Source organism: Bifidobacterium rousetti (assembly GCF_008698235.1).
GTDB classification, from domain to species: domain Bacteria; phylum Actinomycetota; class Actinomycetes; order Actinomycetales; family Bifidobacteriaceae; genus Bifidobacterium; species Bifidobacterium rousetti.
This window is the reverse complement of sequence record NZ_PEBH01000008.1, coordinates 69487-85052: the sequence shown is the minus strand read 5'-3', so window position 1 is coordinate 85052 and position 15566 is coordinate 69487. Positions and strand designations below refer to the sequence as shown.

Annotated in this window: 15 protein-coding genes; all 15 read left to right on the top strand. The window is 66.7% G+C overall.

From position 1 onward, the window contains the following. The first annotated feature begins 1 nt into the window (after window position 1). The 15 genes from CSQ85_RS09115 to CSQ85_RS09050 all read left to right on the top strand — a co-directional run bounded on the left by CSQ85_RS09115 (window position 2) and on the right by CSQ85_RS09050 (window position 15533). Window positions 2–1969, top strand: coding sequence for a type IV secretory system conjugative DNA transfer family protein (locus CSQ85_RS09115; RefSeq protein WP_150383803.1), 1968 nt, complete (start codon window positions 2–4; stop codon window positions 1967–1969). Then, complete coding sequence (locus tag CSQ85_RS09110; protein ID WP_150383802.1) at window positions 1966–3351, top strand: hypothetical protein; 1386 nt, start codon at window positions 1966–1968, stop codon at window positions 3349–3351. Before CSQ85_RS09115 ends, CSQ85_RS09110 begins: the two co-directional genes overlap by 4 nt. Continuing rightward, on the top strand, window positions 3351–4622 hold the full coding sequence (locus tag CSQ85_RS09105; protein WP_150383801.1) for a hypothetical protein: 1272 nt from the start codon (window positions 3351–3353) through the stop codon (window positions 4620–4622). The genes CSQ85_RS09110 and CSQ85_RS09105 overlap by 1 nt, the downstream gene beginning before the upstream one ends. A gap of 44 nt (window positions 4623–4666) precedes the next feature. Further along, on the top strand, window positions 4667–5500 hold the full coding sequence (locus CSQ85_RS09100) for a hypothetical protein (RefSeq protein ID WP_150383800.1): 834 nt from the start codon (window positions 4667–4669) through the stop codon (window positions 5498–5500). Further along, entirely contained in the window at window positions 5497–5883 is a 387-nt protein-coding gene (locus CSQ85_RS09095; protein WP_150383799.1) for a hypothetical protein, read from the top strand. The genes CSQ85_RS09100 and CSQ85_RS09095 overlap by 4 nt, the downstream gene beginning before the upstream one ends. 78 nt (window positions 5884–5961) lie before the next feature. Further along, window positions 5962–6711: a CHAP domain-containing protein gene (locus CSQ85_RS09090; protein WP_150383798.1), complete on the top strand. Its 750-nt coding sequence runs from the start codon at window positions 5962–5964 to the stop codon at window positions 6709–6711. 10 nt (window positions 6712–6721) lie between these two features. After that, a complete protein-coding gene (locus CSQ85_RS09085) occupies window positions 6722–7402 on the top strand; it encodes a C40 family peptidase (RefSeq protein ID WP_150383797.1) in 681 nt (226 codons plus the stop codon). A gap of 11 nt (window positions 7403–7413) precedes the next feature. Then, a complete protein-coding gene (locus CSQ85_RS09080) occupies window positions 7414–8574 on the top strand; it encodes a DUF805 domain-containing protein (RefSeq protein WP_150383796.1) in 1161 nt (386 codons plus the stop codon). 13 nt (window positions 8575–8587) lie between these two features. Next, entirely contained in the window at window positions 8588–9478 is an 891-nt protein-coding gene (locus CSQ85_RS09075) for an SPFH domain-containing protein (RefSeq protein ID WP_150383795.1), read from the top strand. Window positions 9479–9592: 114 nt separating this feature from the next. Further along, complete coding sequence (locus tag CSQ85_RS09070) at window positions 9593–10453, top strand: DUF4190 domain-containing protein (protein WP_150383794.1); 861 nt, start codon at window positions 9593–9595, stop codon at window positions 10451–10453. Between the two features lie 269 nt (window positions 10454–10722). Next, complete coding sequence (locus tag CSQ85_RS09065) at window positions 10723–11355, top strand: hypothetical protein (protein WP_150383793.1); 633 nt, start codon at window positions 10723–10725, stop codon at window positions 11353–11355. Continuing rightward, window positions 11352–11954 carry a hypothetical protein gene (locus CSQ85_RS09060; protein WP_150383792.1) on the top strand — a complete coding sequence of 201 codons (603 nt, stop codon included), beginning with the start codon at window positions 11352–11354 and terminating at the stop codon, window positions 11952–11954. Before CSQ85_RS09065 ends, CSQ85_RS09060 begins: the two co-directional genes overlap by 4 nt. Before the next feature lie 156 nt (window positions 11955–12110). Beyond that, window positions 12111–12347: a hypothetical protein gene (locus CSQ85_RS13150; protein ID WP_190972988.1), complete on the top strand. Its 237-nt coding sequence runs from the start codon at window positions 12111–12113 to the stop codon at window positions 12345–12347. Between the two features lie 249 nt (window positions 12348–12596). Then, a complete protein-coding gene (locus CSQ85_RS09055; RefSeq protein ID WP_190972987.1) occupies window positions 12597–13472 on the top strand; it encodes a PRD domain-containing protein in 876 nt (291 codons plus the stop codon). Between the two features lie 132 nt (window positions 13473–13604). Further along, window positions 13605–15533 (top strand): beta-glucoside-specific PTS transporter subunit IIABC, encoded by a 1929-nt coding sequence (locus CSQ85_RS09050; protein ID WP_190972986.1) that lies wholly within the window; start codon window positions 13605–13607, stop codon window positions 15531–15533. Window positions 15534–15566 lie beyond the last annotated feature (33 nt).

Genomic DNA, 15566 nt, shown 5'->3' with positions numbered 1-15566 from the left:
GATGAGACTATGGGACGACAACAAGGACGACCGTCGCGACGAGGATGGCGAATGGTATGAGCGGCTCATGCCCGACGGGGACCGGAAGATCAACGGGTTCGACCGTCAGGAGCTGCTCGACGACGACCGTCGCCGCGTCATGGCGAAATGGCGGGCGTTCGAGGAGTCCGATCCGGGACGGTGGGTCATCGACCACACCGACCTGCTGCGCCGGCTGACCGACGAGGAGTCGCACACGTGCGTACGGCTGATCGTCCTGATCGCCGGCGTGAGCGCGGTGTGGAGCGTGCTCGCCTGGGGGTGGAACGACGGCAACCCGTTCATGTACGTGTTGGGCACGCTGCCCTTGTGGATCGTGGCCGTATGGCTGTGTCTGCTGGTGTGGATGTTCTGGGACTCGTACCGGGATTCCGGGGAGCGGGCCGCGGACCGGCTCAACATCAAACCGGGGTTGGCGACCCGACGGCAGGTCGCCGCCCAGTTGGGCGCCCGCGCGGTCATGCGTGACGTGGTGCCCAGCGTCCTGCCCAAGACGCTTGACGATTGGCGGCATCACCGGCGGGCGACCCCGCCGATGCCATGGGATGCGGCCATGCTCGTGGGCGACTGCCACGGGATCGACGTGTGGTTGGATTGTGAACGGCACGCGTACGTGCTGGGCCCGACACGAAGCGGCAAGACCGTGTGCGTCGTGATCCCCGCGGTCGTCGAAGCGCCCGGCTTCTGCCTGGTGACGAGCACGCGAAGCGACATCATCATGGCCACCAAGGCGATCCGCGAGCACGGGGTCCGCGACCGGGTGCTCGGCGCCAAGTTCGGCGGGCACGGCAAGGTCGCGATCTTCGACCCGGAGGGCATCGGCGCCGACGACCCGTACACGCGGCATGATCTGAAATGGACGCCGCTCATGGGCTGTGACGATCCGACGACCGCGCGCCGCCGTGCGCAGACCCTAGTGTCGATCGGCGGTTTCGGCGACGGCAGCAACAACCAGGAGTGGGGTGTGTCCGCAGGCGGGTTCATCCAGGCGCTCCTGTATGCGGCGGCGATCGGCGATCTGACGATCCGCTCCTGCTACGAGTGGAGTCTGAGCCCGGAGAAGGCCGTGAAGGCCGCGGAGATCATCGAACGCAAGGCGCCCCAAGGGCAGATGGGCTTGTGGGCGGACACGATCAGCGCGTTGAAGACCATGGACACCAGGCTTCGTGAGAACCAGTGGATGGGCGTGAAGAACGCGTTCGCGATCATCGCGGACCCGAAGGTCGCCGCCCGCCTAGACATCAGCCCCCATGACCCGAGGCTCGCGGACATCAAGGAGATGGTGCGTCGAGGGGACACGATCTACGTGATCAGCCGACCCAAGGACGGGTCGGGCGGCGGCAACGCGGGCATGCTCGTCGCCCTCCTCCTGGACACGTTCCAGGAGGCGTGCCAGCAGCTCGCCTTCTCCAAGGAAACGGGATCCCGCCGGAAGATCGAACCCCCGGCGAGGTTCGTATTGGACGAATTGTCGAACATCGAGAAATGGCCCGCGTTGCGTAACGCGGTCACGCAGGGTGGCGGCAACGGCTACCAGCTGATCATGGTCGAGCAGGCGCGCGCCATGATGCAGAAGGATTACGGCAAGGATGACGAGGAGACCATCTGGGGCAACTGCCATCGTCTCCTGTTGAAGGGCGAGACCGGTTCGGACACGCTCAAATGGTGGGTCGAACAGGTCGGCCGCCACCAGCATACGCGGCAGGACCGCAACTGGAATCCGGGCCAGGGCCCGTTCGGCGGGTTCAGCGAGCATCGGGAGAACGAGGACAGCATCCAGCCGAGCGAACTGTCGCGTCTGCCGCGAGGCTACATGATCTGCTATCCGCTGGGCGCGGACGCCCCCGCCTTCTGCAGGACCCGCCACTACCAGAAGCGCGGCTGGTGGACGCCGGACGCGGCCGACCGTGACCGGAAGGACGTGCGATGAGCGGACGACAGGATACGGATGAGGGGCGGCGGCGCGATTCGACCGCGGCCATCGACGGGTTCATGCAGGGGCTTGACGGGCCGCTCGCCAAGGACGGGACGCGCATGCCTCCCCGTCCCGGCGTGAAAGGGCCCACGCCCGCCCCGGTCATGGTGGATCGTGACGACTGGCCGGGCGGTTTGGATTCCGCGCATGCGAACGCGCGCAACATCAGCCTGTGGCTGCAGCAGGTGTTCCGGGAACGGCAGAACCGGGAGCCTCCGGCCGACCTGATCAAACAGTTCGACGCGATGGCCCTGCGTGCGACGGGCGAACAGCCCAGGGAGCCCGAGTATGGTCCGGGCCGGTGGGCGAGCATGCCGCAACGGACCGCGGACATGGTCGTCATGGCCCGACCCCTGGACCTGACCGGCGCGCCGAGCCGGATCGAAGTGGATCTGATGATGCTGCACGCGATCCGCATGGGCGAACGGTTGTGCCGCGTGTACCCGGATTGGGCGCAGAGCCTGCCCTGGTGTTGGATCCGACACGATTACATCATCGAGGAGACGTTCGCCCTCGCCTGCTACCAGGATCTGATCTGCGCGGGCGCGTCCGGCGGCTTCTACGCGCCCGTCATGCAACAGTACATCCAGCAGGCGCTGTCGCGCATCAAGGAGCAGATGGCCCTGGACAACGCGAGCAAGGCCGATCACCGGCATCACATGGACGACCCGGAGGCGTTGGCCATGCGCGCCCGACGCCAGGCCGAATACGAGCGGTGGGCCGACAACAAGGACCCGTGGAACGGCGAGAAAGGCAAGGGGTGGCGTGGCGGCCACGGGTTCGCGGCGGTGATGACCGACTTCCGGCAGTGGCCGCCCCGTCCGGCCGAACCATGGCGGCCCGACGATGTGAACCTCGGCAAGGAGGCGTCCGACGCCGACAGCGCGTTCGCGACGATCGACGGCCGGCTCGACGAACTGCGCGCCACACGGACGGGACGCCTGTCCGACGGGACGGACCGTCCGCAGCTCGTCAAGGAGGCCGAGGCGAAGACCGAACTCCTCGAAGGCCGGTTCAACGAGTGGCTGCGCGCCGAACGCACCGCGCACATCGACCTGGACCGGACGGTCGCCGCCGCACGCCGCGCACACCCGGACCTCGACCGGCATGCCGATGGTCGTCTCGCCGGTCTCATCACCGAAGCCGAACGACTGCTCAAGGAGGCGGGCGACCCCGATTACGCGGACGAATACCATCCGCAGCGGATCGCCGACCAGATGCGCCTGCGCGTCGAGATCGACCGGCTCTCCCAGGGTGACGCCGACCCGACCGCACACGGGCGCGGCATCCTCGCCCGCATCCGAACGATCCTCGGCGCGACCCGGAAGGAGGGGTGATGGCCGGCCTGTACGACACCGACGGCGACGACGAGACCGCGTTCTGGCGGCTCGACGCCCCCGATCCCGACACCCGTCCCCGGACCGGGGACAAGCGCAGGCGTGGCGAACGCCATGACGACGGGAAGCCCCATGCCCGCGGGTCGAAACGCGCGCCCGAACCCGACAGGGAGGAGCATAAAGGCCGCAAGGACCGTGACCGTGGTCGCGGCGACCGGCCACGCCGGAACCCTGACATGGACGTGGAGGATCCGCTTGTCGACGACGCCCCGGCGGGCGGCGACCTGTGGTCGCAGAGCGACCTGCTTGACGCGGACGGCGCGTTGAGCGCCCCACCGAAACGACGCATCCGTGTGGGGCGGATCCTCCTGCTGATCATCGTGATCCCCGTGATCCTGTTCGTTGGCGCTGCCGGTGTGAGCGCGGTCGTCGACACCATGCACGCGCGCACCCTCCAGGCGTCCGTCTCCCGGCTCGACGCGGACATCACCGCGTTGCGCAAGGCGAATCGGCGGCTGACCGCGATCACCGGCGACAAGACCACCGCCGGTCTGCTCGACAGCAAGCTCAAAACACAGGCAATCGCACGTGAGACCGCCAACCGGCGGATCCTCGACGAGGCCACGCCCGCCCGCAACAGCGGGGACACGCGTCGCATCGACACGTTGGCCGGCAAGGCCGGCGACGCGTTGGCGCCGACACGCAAACTCGCCTCCACCCTGGAGGCGCGCACCGAGAAGGCACGGCTCGCCAAAGCCAAAACCGGGCTCGAGAACAGCGTGAAAACGGGCCGGGAGCTCGTCAAGGGCACCGGCGTGGACGATCACACGCGCGACGCGCTCGACACGTTGAACCGGACGCTTGACGACGCGGCCACGATCCTCGAGGACACGACCAGCACGGTCGACACGTTCGATGAGGCGAAATCCCGCGTCGACAAGGCCATCGACCAGGTCAAGGCCAAGGCCGAGGAAAGCCGCAAGGCCCAGGAGGAGCAGGCGCGCAAGGACGCCGAAGCCAAAGCCCAGGCCGACGCCCAAGCGCAGGCGGAGGCGGAGGCGCGGCGCAAGGCCGCGGCCACGCCACGACGCAGCACGACCAGACGGTCCACGGGCGGCACCACCCGCCGTCCCAGCGGCGGCTCCTCGTCCGGCGGCGGCACCACGTACACGCCCGCCCCCACGCCGGCACCCGCGCCCGCGCCCACGCCGAGCCCGTCGCCGGCGCCGACCACGCCGAAACAGGACAACAGCGGCGTCACCATCGGCTGACCCGACACTTCAAGGAAAGACAGTCACAAGGAAAGGACCATCTTATGGGCACTCGAAACCACCGGAACCGGCACGACAGGACTCCTCTCGCCGCATGGCGGCGCCTGGACGACACGAAACGCGCCGTCATCCTCCTGATCGCCGGCATCCTCGCCTGCGTCGCCATGCTCGCCCTCAACCCGTTCCAACACAATGAGTCCACGACCGCATCCACGCAGACATCCGCCTCTACCCCGTCCAAGAACGAGACGAAGAAACCGTCGACCAAGACCATGCCCAAGGATCAGACCGATCAACAGGAGGAGGACGAGCAGGCCTCCAGTGACGATCCCGGATTCGACGGGGACACGGACGCGATCGGCGCCAAAGTCCAGGAGCTCCTCGACTCGCCCGCGGACGGCAGCGTCGACAGCCTGTCCACGCTCCTGTACCGGTACGGCGACAAGGAACTCGCCGACGGACGCCAGGTGTTCGAATCGATCGGCGCCGGCGAAACCCGGCCGCGCGTGCTCGTCCAGGCGCGCGACTGGTGGAGCAAGGCCAGCAAGGTCGGCGCCGCCGCACGCCTCAAGGATCTGAAGGCCAGCACGCCCGGCGCCCTGGAGGCCGCGTCGAACGCGGCACGCCTCGACGGCGGCACCCCCAAGGCGTGCGCGACGCTAGCCCCCACCGCGCGTAAGGCCCAGCAGCTTGTCGACAAGGGCGCGAAAGCCACGTACGAGGAGCTCACCGACATGCAGGGCCAGCTCGACACGGCCATCCAATCGTGCACGCAGGGCATGGACGCCGACACCGTCACCAAGGTGTTCGGCCAGCAGCAGGGCACCACCGACGCCACCACCCCGGCCGACGGCGCCCAGGATGGGGAGGGGAAATGAGCGTGAACGTCACCCGCGTGCCGCGCACCGGCATCGGCAACGTCAACGGCGTCGCATGGATCCCCGTCAGCGGACCGTCCCGCACGCGCCGCGCCGACGGGGCGCGCGTCCCCGTCTTGAGGGGCAGCCTCCGGTTTGGAACGGACGGGCCCGAGATCACCGTCACCCTGATTCCCCGCGACCGTCACGCCCTCGACATGATGAACGCCGTCCACCCGCCCACCGCGGTCCGCTTCCACGGGCGTCCCCGCCCGTGGAAGAGCGGCGGCGACGAAACTGTCATGGCCGTGATCTGCGACCTCGTCGAACCGTATCCGGACAACGTCCAATCCGATCCTGCGAGAACCCCCGATACCGGTATCGGTTCGAACCGGGAGGGGTGAACTCGTTGGGCGTCGGCCGCGGACGTCGAACCCCCTATCTCCTATCGTCCGCGATTTCTGTTTCCCGGGAGGGGTCGGATGGCATCCCATAAACGACAGGCCACCAGAAGCCAGGCGCGCAGGTCGCGCCGCCGCCAACGGAGGGTCGCGCTCCTGCTGCTCATGGCCATGGTGTGCGCGTTCGCGTCCACGCTCATGGTCAACGGCACCAGCATGACCGCGTATGGCGCGGCGCCCGCGTTCGACACCACGCACGCCGTGACGGCCGCATCCCTCGCGGCCACGCCCACGGCCACGCCGAAGACGGCGAGCCGTAGCGCGGTGCGTGAACCGCAGGGCACGTGGAGTCTGGGCGAAACCGTGAACAAGGACGACATGGTCGGCATCCAGGCCGACAACCCGCTCGTCCAGGATCTCATCAACCACCGGGACAAAGGCCAATACCCGACTGGCCTGGACCCGAACCACGCGACCGGCGACTACGGCAACGGGTACGCGTTCAGCCAATGCACGTGGTGGGCGTACAAGCGCCGCCACCAGTTGGGGTTGCCGGCCGGCACGCGCATGGGCAACGGGCGTGACTGGGCCAACTCGGCCAGGAAACTCGGCTATTGGGTCGACCGGACGCCCCGTCAGGGCGATGTCATGGTGTTCCGCGCCGGCCAGGACGGGTCCAGTCCCATGTACGGGCACGTCGCCATCGTCGAGAACGTCAACGAGGACGGGTCCGTCGACACGTCCGAATGCGGGGCCGCCTGGGCGGGCAAACCATTCACCAGGCATTTCACCGCCAGCCAGGCGGCCGACCACGAGTTCATCCACTACTAGGAGCCATCCCATGCGCCACCCCACCATCCGGCCGCTCATCCTTGCCACGACCCTTATCCTCTCCGCCAGTCTCATCACGCCCGTGACCGCCACGGCCGCGCAGACGGTCGTCTCACCGGTCTCGTCGGTCCGTTCCTTCCCCGCCAGCACGCCGCGACGGAACCTGCTGGCGGAAAGCGTGTCCACGACGGTCGACGGCCAGTGGGGCGGCATCGAATCGCTTGACATCCCCAAGACGCAGAGTCCCGCCGAACAGGCCGCCAAGGCAGCGCAGGCCAGCCGTTCCACCCGCTCCTCGTCCCGGTCCGCGTACCGTCAGCCCGTCACGTTCGACCCCGGCACGCTCACCGGGTCCGGCGCGGACGTCGCCCGGTACGCGATCCAGTTCACCGGCGTCCCCTACCGGTACGCGGGCACCACGCCCGCCGGCTGGGATTGCAGCGGGTTCACCAGCTACGTGTTCCGCCGGTTCGGCGTGAACCTGTCCCACAACAGCGAAGCCCAACGGTTCGCGGGCACCGAGGTCAGCGCCGACCAAGCGCAGCCGGGCGATCTCATGTGGAAGCCCGGCCATGTGGGCATCTACCTGGGCAACGGGCTCATGGTCCACGCATCCACCCCGCGCACCGGCACCATCATCGCGTCCGCCGGCTACGCGCACTTCCGCTACTACCGCATCAACCACCAGTAAAGGAACACACCATGACCGACACCGATCCGCAACCACACCCCATCGACCCCACCCCCGACCACCAGCCGGCCCAGCCGGTCGAATCATGGACCCCGACCAACCCGTCACCACAGTCCACGCCGCCGAAAACCATCGAGCCCGTAACGCCGGAACCCACGGCCCCCATGCAACAGGGTCTTGCCACAGGGAGTGAACCCGAATCCCCGTCATGGCCGTCCACGGCAACCGGCACGTCGACCCCGTCATCCGGTTCGCCCTCATCCCCCACCGGCCCATGGGCGCCCGCCTCCACGCCGGTGACCGCGAACCCGCAACCATACGCCCAACCGGCCCTGCCCTCCGGCACGCCGGTCCAGTCGGCCACGGCGCAACCGGAATACGGCCGGCAGCCGGCCGGCGAACCGTACGGTACGCCGCAGCCGACAGCGCAACAGTCTTCCCCCATGCCGGCGGACCCCCGGTTCCGACCGTCCATGCCGCAACCCCAATCGGCATCCCAACCGTATGTCGCGCCCGACTATGGTCCGTCCTGGCAGACGCAGGGCTACACCGGCACGCCCCAACCGCCGGCGGGCATGACGTCCATGCCCGCCCCCATGAACGGGTACGCGCAGTACGGGCCGCAAGCGTATCAGGGGGCGCCCGCGTACGCGTACGACACGCCTCGGGTCCCGGACCGGCTGCCGTGGCCGGGATGCCCGTTCGGTGACGCGATCCGCCGCTACTGGACCGGGTACGTGCGGTTCGACGGGCGCGCCTCGCGCAGCGAGTTCTGGTTCGCGATGCTGTTCCTGTTCCTCGTGGGCCTCGTGGTCTCGTGGATCCCGTTCATCAACGTCATCTGGGGGTTGGCCACGTTCCTGCCGTCCCTCGCCATCGCGGTCCGCCGCCTGCACGACGCCGGCAAGCCCGGATGGTGGCTCGCGCTCCTGTACGCGGGCGGGTTCGTGTCCGGGATCCTCATGGGCGTCGGACTGGCCGGGCTGATCGCGTCGACCGCCTCCTACGGGTACGCGTACGAGCATGATGGCCAGCCCGTCATGAACCCGGCGACCCCGTTGACCGCGGGCATGCTCATCGTCGGCCTGCTTGGCGCGATCACCGTGACCGTCGTATGGATCCTGCTCATGACCCGCCCGTCCGACCCGACAGGCACCCGATTCGACCGTTGACAAGGAACCAATCATGCCCATCATCATCGTCCTGCTCCTGCTGATCCTCGCGACCGTGTGCGCGGGACTGTACGTCGTGCCCCAACAGTCGGCGTTCATCATCGAACGGCTCGGCAAATACCACACCGTCTCGTACGCGGGCTTGCACGTGAAGATCCCGTACGTCGACCGGATCGCCATGAAGACCAACATGCGCGTCAACCAGCTCGACGTGAAACTCCAGACGAAAACCTTGGACAACGTGTTCGTGACCGTGGTCGCGTCCACCCAGTTCCGCGTCGACCCGAACAACGTGGCCACCGCGTTCTACGAGCTGCACGACCCGGCCGCCCAGTTGCGCTCCTACATGGAGGACGCGCTGCGCAGCGCCGTGCCCGCGCTCACCCTGGACGACGCGTTCGCCAGGAAGGATGACGTCGCCAGCGACGTGCAACGCACGGTCGGCGCCGAAATGGCGAAGTTCGGGTTCACCGTCGTCAAGACGCTCGTCACCGCGATCGACCCCAGCGACGAGGTCAAGAACTCGATGGATTCGATCAACGCCGCCCAACGCGAGAAGGAGGCCACCCGCCAGCGGGCCGAAGCCCAGCGCATCCAGATCGAGACCGAGGCTACGGCCGAGGCCGAACGCACCCGCTTGCAGGGCGAGGGCCAGGCCAACTACCGGCGTGAGATCGCCAACGGCATCGTCGACCAGATCAAAAGCCTCCAGGCGGCCGGCATGGATATCCGGGACGTGAACACCGTGGTCCTGTTCAACCAGTACCTCGACGTGATGCGCACCCTGGCCGAGTCGGACAACGCGAAGACCGTGGTCCTGCCCGCGTCCACGCCCGCCGGCTACCGGGACATGTACGGGCAGGTCGTCGCCGCCATGGAAACCGGCTCACCGTCCGGCGAATGACCAAACTGGCCTCCCCGAGCGGTCCAGGCCCGGTGTAGCGCGTGCGAGGCGCGCGGGAGGCCCTCCACCATCCGCATATTCCGTGCGGAGTCGACAAGGAAGGGAACACATCTCATGTCCGATCCACAGCAGTCGTACGACGGCCGTTACCCGCAGCCGCCGTCCTACAATCCGACCCCGTCCAGCTCGTTCCCGGGCCCCCGGCAACCCCGCCCGACACGCGACGAGGCGTGGAGGAACCCCGCTCCCACGGGCGCGCCCACGCCCGGCGGATGGGACGACCCGCGGAACCGATCCGACCACCGCGCCGGCAAACCCAAGATGAACACGTGCGCGGTCGTCGGTTTCATCCTCTCGTTCCTCCTGTGGCTGGTCGGCCTGATCGTGTCAATCGTCGCGCTCGTCCAGATCAACCATCGCCGGGAACGCGGCAAGGGCCTCGCCGTCGCCGGCATCATCATCAGCATCATCATGGGCGCGTTGAGCGTCACGGCCGGCGTCGTCATGGGCCAGTCGGTCCTCCAGGCGTTGAAAGACCCGTCATCCGTCACCGCCACCGTCCCCAGCTCAAAGCCGAAACAGACCCCAGACGCGGGCTCCACCGGCACGGAAGGCGAGTCGAAGAAACAGGAGCTGTCGGCGAAACCGTTCCCGTCCATGCAGGCATTGGCCGAAAGCCAGTTGTTCCAGGCGCAGATGAAAACCGCGATCGGCTCCTCGTTCGACGGGACCGGCGCGCAGATCACCTACCGGGGCGAAGGCGACACGCTCGTCATGGACATCGCCCTGCCCGCCGGATACGACCAGGTCGCCGCCCAGCTCGGCTCCCAGATGGATTCGCTCGACCAGAGCGGCATGCAACAGTTCGTCGACACGCTGCCGTCCATGGTCGCCACCCAGTCCAGTCCGAAACTGCGCATGCTCATCCACACCAGCAACGTCACCGTCTGGGACCACACGTGGACCGCGCAATAAGCCGTGAATCACAGGAAAAAGGTCGCGTGCGGCCGGTGTGACAGCACAACCGTGAACGGCCGTACGCGACGGAGCGAGGACAGGCCTGCCGGCGAATATGAGCGTCACACCGGCCGGACCCGTCCAAAACAGGCATCATATCGTCCCCGACCCCCGTCCGGCCCGCCATATTCCCATCCGTGAGACCATGAGCCCGTATCAGCGGGGCATGGTCTCTTGTTCACTTTCATGACACCATGCCGGCATGTTCGGATGGGATGATGGAAGGCATGGGTTCAGAGTGGGTTGACGGGAACGCGCAGTATGCGGCCCGCATATGGAGGAACGAGCACAGCAACAAGGCGTGGGCCGCGCCGGTCACGCTCGTGCTCGGCCTGGCCGCATGCCCGTTCATCCCCGGCCCCGCACCGGTCAGATGGATGATGTACGCGCTGCTCGTCATCGCATTGCCGATCCTCATGGCATTCCTGTGCGACCGGCTGGCCCGCAGGAGCATCCATCCGCCGGAAGGACTGACCGCCGTGCGGACGGGCATGCTGCTGGTCCTGCCGATCGCCTCGGACCATTCCGGGGACGGGCCCGTCCCGTATTGCTCGATCCCGACGATCCTGTGGACCGTCGGCCAAGCCGGTTCGTTCACCCTGCCCGTCCACGACAAGGACGGTAGGCTCCTGACAGGCGTGTTCGAAATCCACGACACCCGCATCCGGCTGGTCGATACGCGTCCCGTGGCCACCGTCACGGCATACCGGGCGGAACACGATCCCGACGAATTCGACCTCCTGTACCCTCGGTCCGCGGGCGTCATCCTGGATGACGACCGCAGGTGGCTCCTGTATGACCCGGACCACCGCATCGACCTGACCGGACAAACCGGTGGACGAACGAAGGCGGCATCATGATGACAGGCACATGGTTCGACGGGGACCGGGATCTCGCGGTCTCCACATGGAAGACGGAACAGGCCCATGCCTCGCACGTGGCCGCCGCCGCGTTCGTCGTCTCCCTGATCGGCTGCCTGTTCATCCCCGGCCCGTCGCCCGTCATCTGGATCATTCGCGTCCTGATCGTCATCGGCGTCACATGGCTGGCGTCCAGACTCACCAGTCTCATCAGGGAGCCTAGGATCACGGTGCCCGAACCGGTGACCGCCGTCCGCGCGACCGTGTTCGACGCCCCCATCGTCACCCGCAACCGGTATAGCGACCCGAATGACGACGAGCTGGCTCATGCGTATACGGTCCTGTGGGACCGGGACGCGCGCGGCACGTTCGACTGGCCGGTATACGGCCACAACGGCACGCTCCTGCTGGGCCGGTTCGAGATCCAGGGCAACCGCATCCGCCTCGCCTCCGCCACGCCCCTCGACCCGGGTCTCGCCGACGAATTGAACCACTATCCGAAAGACTTCGACAGGCTCCTGCCGCATCCGACCGTCCGCATGGACGACAACGGGGCATGGATCATGTTCGACCCCGCCAGCCGACTCCACCAGGCGTAACGCTCATTCCATCTCTGTCACTGGGGTTGTCCACAACATTCTGGGGGTTATGCACACCATCGGCCCGTCGATTCGCCACTGACAGCGCCTTCCGCTTATGGTGGGGGTCATATCCCGTCCAAGGACGGACGGGGCCAATCCGATTGGAGGCCAAGGATGCCCCTTTACACGACCACACGACCGACCGGCGTCACGCGACACCATCCCAGGCACGCCCCGTCCCCGCCACTGCCCGTCCACGCATGGCGGTGCGCCGACTGCGGACGCCCCCTGACCATGCACCATGATCCCGACGGGCGTATGGACGGGTGGGCGTGCACGCACGACCACGTGTGGTGGCCCGACCCCGCCGACCCGTTCAACCTGTGGTTCCCGGACGACGACCCGCACTAAAACGGCCAGTATGCCGTCCTCCCCATGCGGACACGCCGGGATTGCCCGATATCGGCGTTCATGCTATATTCACTTTCGAAGTTGCTGAGAATTGTTACCTTCAGTGGGCGTGATCTGGCTTCTTGAACAGAAAGATAACGAGGTCTTTTTGACGAGGAGGTGAGTCATGCCGAACATCAACCCTGTGTCTCCCGGTATGCCATGTGCGGTCGTCCGCGTCTCCCCTCTTGGTGGAGAGGAGGTCGCCCGATGAGGATTCTCAGGGTCTGCAATAACAACGTCGCGGTGGTGCTGTCCGAGGACGGCCAGGAGATGGTCGTCACCGGCAAGGGCATCTGCTTCAACCGACGCAACGGTGACGAACTGGACGAGTCCAAGGTGGAGAAGCGTTTCCTGCCCGAGGACAAGACGGTGCTCAACCGGGTCGAGGAACTGCTCGACACGGTCCCGGACGTCTACTTCACCATCACCGAGGAGATCGTCGCCATGATCCGACGGGAGTCCGATCTGGAACTCAGCGAGAACATCTACATCACGCTGATGGACCATATCTGCCTGTCGTTGGAACGTGAGAAACGCGGCCTTGTCCTGCAGAACCCGTTCCTCATGGAAATCAAACAGATCTACCGGCGGGAGTACGCCCTGGCCTCGAAGGCGAGGGCGATCATCGAACGGCACATGGACGTGCGCATCTCGGACAGCGAGGTCGGGTCCATCGCGTTGCACATCGTCAACGCGTCCATGAACCACGATTTCGACGTGACCATGCGCGCCCCGAGGCTCATCGCCACGATCCTCGAGATCATCCGCGTGCATTTCTCGATCGAGTTCGACGAGACGTCACTGCACTACGAGCGGTTCATGCGCCACCTGCAGTTCTTCGTCAAACGCGTGCTCGACAAGCGCGAATCCCAGGAGAACACGGACACCATGCTGTACCGGCTCTCCCTGACGGAGTACCCGCAGGCCGCGGACTGCGCGTCGAAGATCGCCCTGTTCATCGAAATGAACTACAAGGCCAAGGTCACCGACGCCGAGAAAGGCTACCTCGCCTACCACATCGCCAACGTGGTGCGCGACGTACGCCCCGACGCGTTCGACTCCCCCACCGCCCAACCGGCATAAGGAATCAACCACACCCCTTGTCCCCACGCGGTCCGAGCGCATGGGTTGGCGCAAGCCATGCCCGAACCGGGATCGGGGCAACCGACAGACAAGCAAAACAGCACAACCATTCCACGAATAAAGGAGTTCGTCATGGATTACCGTAAGACAGCGTCGGCCGTCGTCGAACTGGTCGGCGGCACAGGCAACGTGCAGCAGCTCGAACACTGCTCCACCCGACTGCGCTTCACCCTGAAAGACCAATCCAAGGCCGACCCGGAGGCCATCAAACAAGTGCCCGGCGTGCTGGGCGTGGCCATGGGAGGCCAGTTCCAGGTCATCATCGGCAACGACGTCGTCGAAGTGTACGACGAGATCATGAAAATGCCCGGCATCGGATCGGACTCCCCGTCCGACGCGGCCGTCCCCGCGGACGCGAAGCACAACCGTTTCGACATGAAGCGTGCGGGCAGGGCCGCGCTCGACTTCTTCATCGCCGTGTTCCAGCCGCTCGTCCCGGCCATCGCCGGTGGCGGCGTGCTCAAGGCGTTGCTCTCCCTGTTCTCCATGCTCGGCTGGATGGACTCCAAGAGCTCCGTGTACACGATCTTCCTCGCGATCGGCGACGCGCCCCTGTACTTCCTGCCGCTCCTCGTGGCGGCGACCGCGGCCAAGCGCCTCAAGATCAACCAGCTCGTCGCCATCTCCGCGGTCAGCGCGCTCATGATCCCGAACATCACGGCCGCGTTGAGCGCCGAAGGCGGCACCAAGCTGTTCGGCTTCACGTTGCAGAACATCACATACGCGTACCAGGTGTTCCCCGCCCTGCTGTCCGTGCTGTTCCTGTACTTCGTGGAACGCCTGTTCAACAAGTACACGCCGAAGGCGATCCGCATCTTCTTCGTGCCGATGATGTGCTTCGTGATCGTCGTGCCCGTCACCCTGCTCCTGCTCGGCCCGCTCGGCTACAACGCCGGCACCCTGCTGACCGCGTTCATCCTCGCCGTATACTCCAAGCTCGGGTTCATCGCCGTCGCGCTCCTGGCCATGGTCCTGCCGTTCTGCATCGCCATCGGCATGCACAAGGCGTTCATCCCGTACGCCCTCGCCGCCCTCGCCCAGGCCGGCAGCGAACTGCTGTACATGCCCGCCTCCCTGGCCCACAACATCTCCGAATCCGGCGCCTGCTTCGCCGTGTTCCTGCGCACCAAGGACCAGAACCTCAAGGCCACCGCACTGTCCGCCGCGATCAGCGCCCTGTTCGGCATCACCGAACCCGCCCTGTACGGCGTGACCCTGCAGCACAAGCGCGCCATGACCGGCGTGGTCGCCGGCTCCGGCATCGCCGGCCTCACGATCGGCCTGCTCGGCGTCCAGGCGTTCACCGCCGTCGGCCCGGGCCTCGCGAGCATGCCGATGTTCATCGACCCGAACGGCAAGCTCACCAACAACCTCACGTACGCGTTCATCGGCTTCGCCGTCGCCATCCTCGCCTCGTTCCTCATCACGCTCATCCTGTTCAAGGATCCCGCCAAGACGCCCGTCGCCGCCACCGTGTCCGCCGGCGCCCCCTCTGCCGCTTCGACCCCTGCGCCCACGGCCACGGTCATGCCGGCCTCCGATGTGGTGGACGTGCAGCTCGCCAGCCCGATGGACGGCACCGTCATCCCGCTCGACAAGGTCGCGGACGACGTGTTCGCCGGCAAGGTCCTCGGTGACGGTCTCGCGGTCACGCCCAGCACGGGCGAACTGCGCGCCCCGGCCGCTGGCACCGTGTGCATGGTGCCGGACAGCCGGCACGCGATCGGCCTCACCCTGGACAACGGCGCCGAGATCCTCATGCACGTCGGCCTCGACACCGTCAAACTGCAGGGCGAGCATTTCGACACGAACGTCAAGGTCGGCGACCGGGTCAACACGGGCGACCTCCTGCTCACGTTCGACAGGGACGCGATCACGAAGGCCGGCTACGACCTGACCACGCCGATCGTCGTCGCCAACGGCGGACGCTACGCCGTCACCGGCACGCACGAAGGCCCCGTCAAGACCGGCGACGCCCTCTACACCATCATCACCAAGTAACCATCCACCGCATCAGGCCGCAGGGGCCACTCC

What these genes read in the sequence shown, in the direction of transcription:
- CSQ85_RS09115 (WP_150383803.1), top strand. Translation starts at nt 2, where the DNA reads ATGAGACTATGGGACGACAACAAGGACGACCGTCGCGACGAGGATGGC.
- CSQ85_RS09110 (WP_150383802.1), top strand. Translation starts at nt 1,966, where the DNA reads ATGAGCGGACGACAGGATACGGATGAGGGGCGGCGGCGCGATTCGACC.
- CSQ85_RS09105 (WP_150383801.1), top strand. Translation starts at nt 3,351, where the DNA reads ATGGCCGGCCTGTACGACACCGACGGCGACGACGAGACCGCGTTCTGG.
- CSQ85_RS09100 (WP_150383800.1), top strand. Translation starts at nt 4,667, where the DNA reads ATGGGCACTCGAAACCACCGGAACCGGCACGACAGGACTCCTCTCGCC.
- CSQ85_RS09095 (WP_150383799.1), top strand. Translation starts at nt 5,497, where the DNA reads ATGAGCGTGAACGTCACCCGCGTGCCGCGCACCGGCATCGGCAACGTC.
- CSQ85_RS09090 (WP_150383798.1), top strand. Translation starts at nt 5,962, where the DNA reads ATGGCATCCCATAAACGACAGGCCACCAGAAGCCAGGCGCGCAGGTCG.
- CSQ85_RS09085 (WP_150383797.1), top strand. Translation starts at nt 6,722, where the DNA reads ATGCGCCACCCCACCATCCGGCCGCTCATCCTTGCCACGACCCTTATC.
- CSQ85_RS09080 (WP_150383796.1), top strand. Translation starts at nt 7,414, where the DNA reads ATGACCGACACCGATCCGCAACCACACCCCATCGACCCCACCCCCGAC.
- CSQ85_RS09075 (WP_150383795.1), top strand. Translation starts at nt 8,588, where the DNA reads ATGCCCATCATCATCGTCCTGCTCCTGCTGATCCTCGCGACCGTGTGC.
- CSQ85_RS09070 (WP_150383794.1), top strand. Translation starts at nt 9,593, where the DNA reads ATGTCCGATCCACAGCAGTCGTACGACGGCCGTTACCCGCAGCCGCCG.
- CSQ85_RS09065 (WP_150383793.1), top strand. Translation starts at nt 10,723, where the DNA reads ATGGGTTCAGAGTGGGTTGACGGGAACGCGCAGTATGCGGCCCGCATA.
- CSQ85_RS09060 (WP_150383792.1), top strand. Translation starts at nt 11,352, where the DNA reads ATGATGACAGGCACATGGTTCGACGGGGACCGGGATCTCGCGGTCTCC.
- CSQ85_RS13150 (WP_190972988.1), top strand. Translation starts at nt 12,111, where the DNA reads ATGCCCCTTTACACGACCACACGACCGACCGGCGTCACGCGACACCAT.
- CSQ85_RS09055 (WP_190972987.1), top strand. Translation starts at nt 12,597, where the DNA reads ATGAGGATTCTCAGGGTCTGCAATAACAACGTCGCGGTGGTGCTGTCC.
- CSQ85_RS09050 (WP_190972986.1), top strand. Translation starts at nt 13,605, where the DNA reads ATGGATTACCGTAAGACAGCGTCGGCCGTCGTCGAACTGGTCGGCGGC.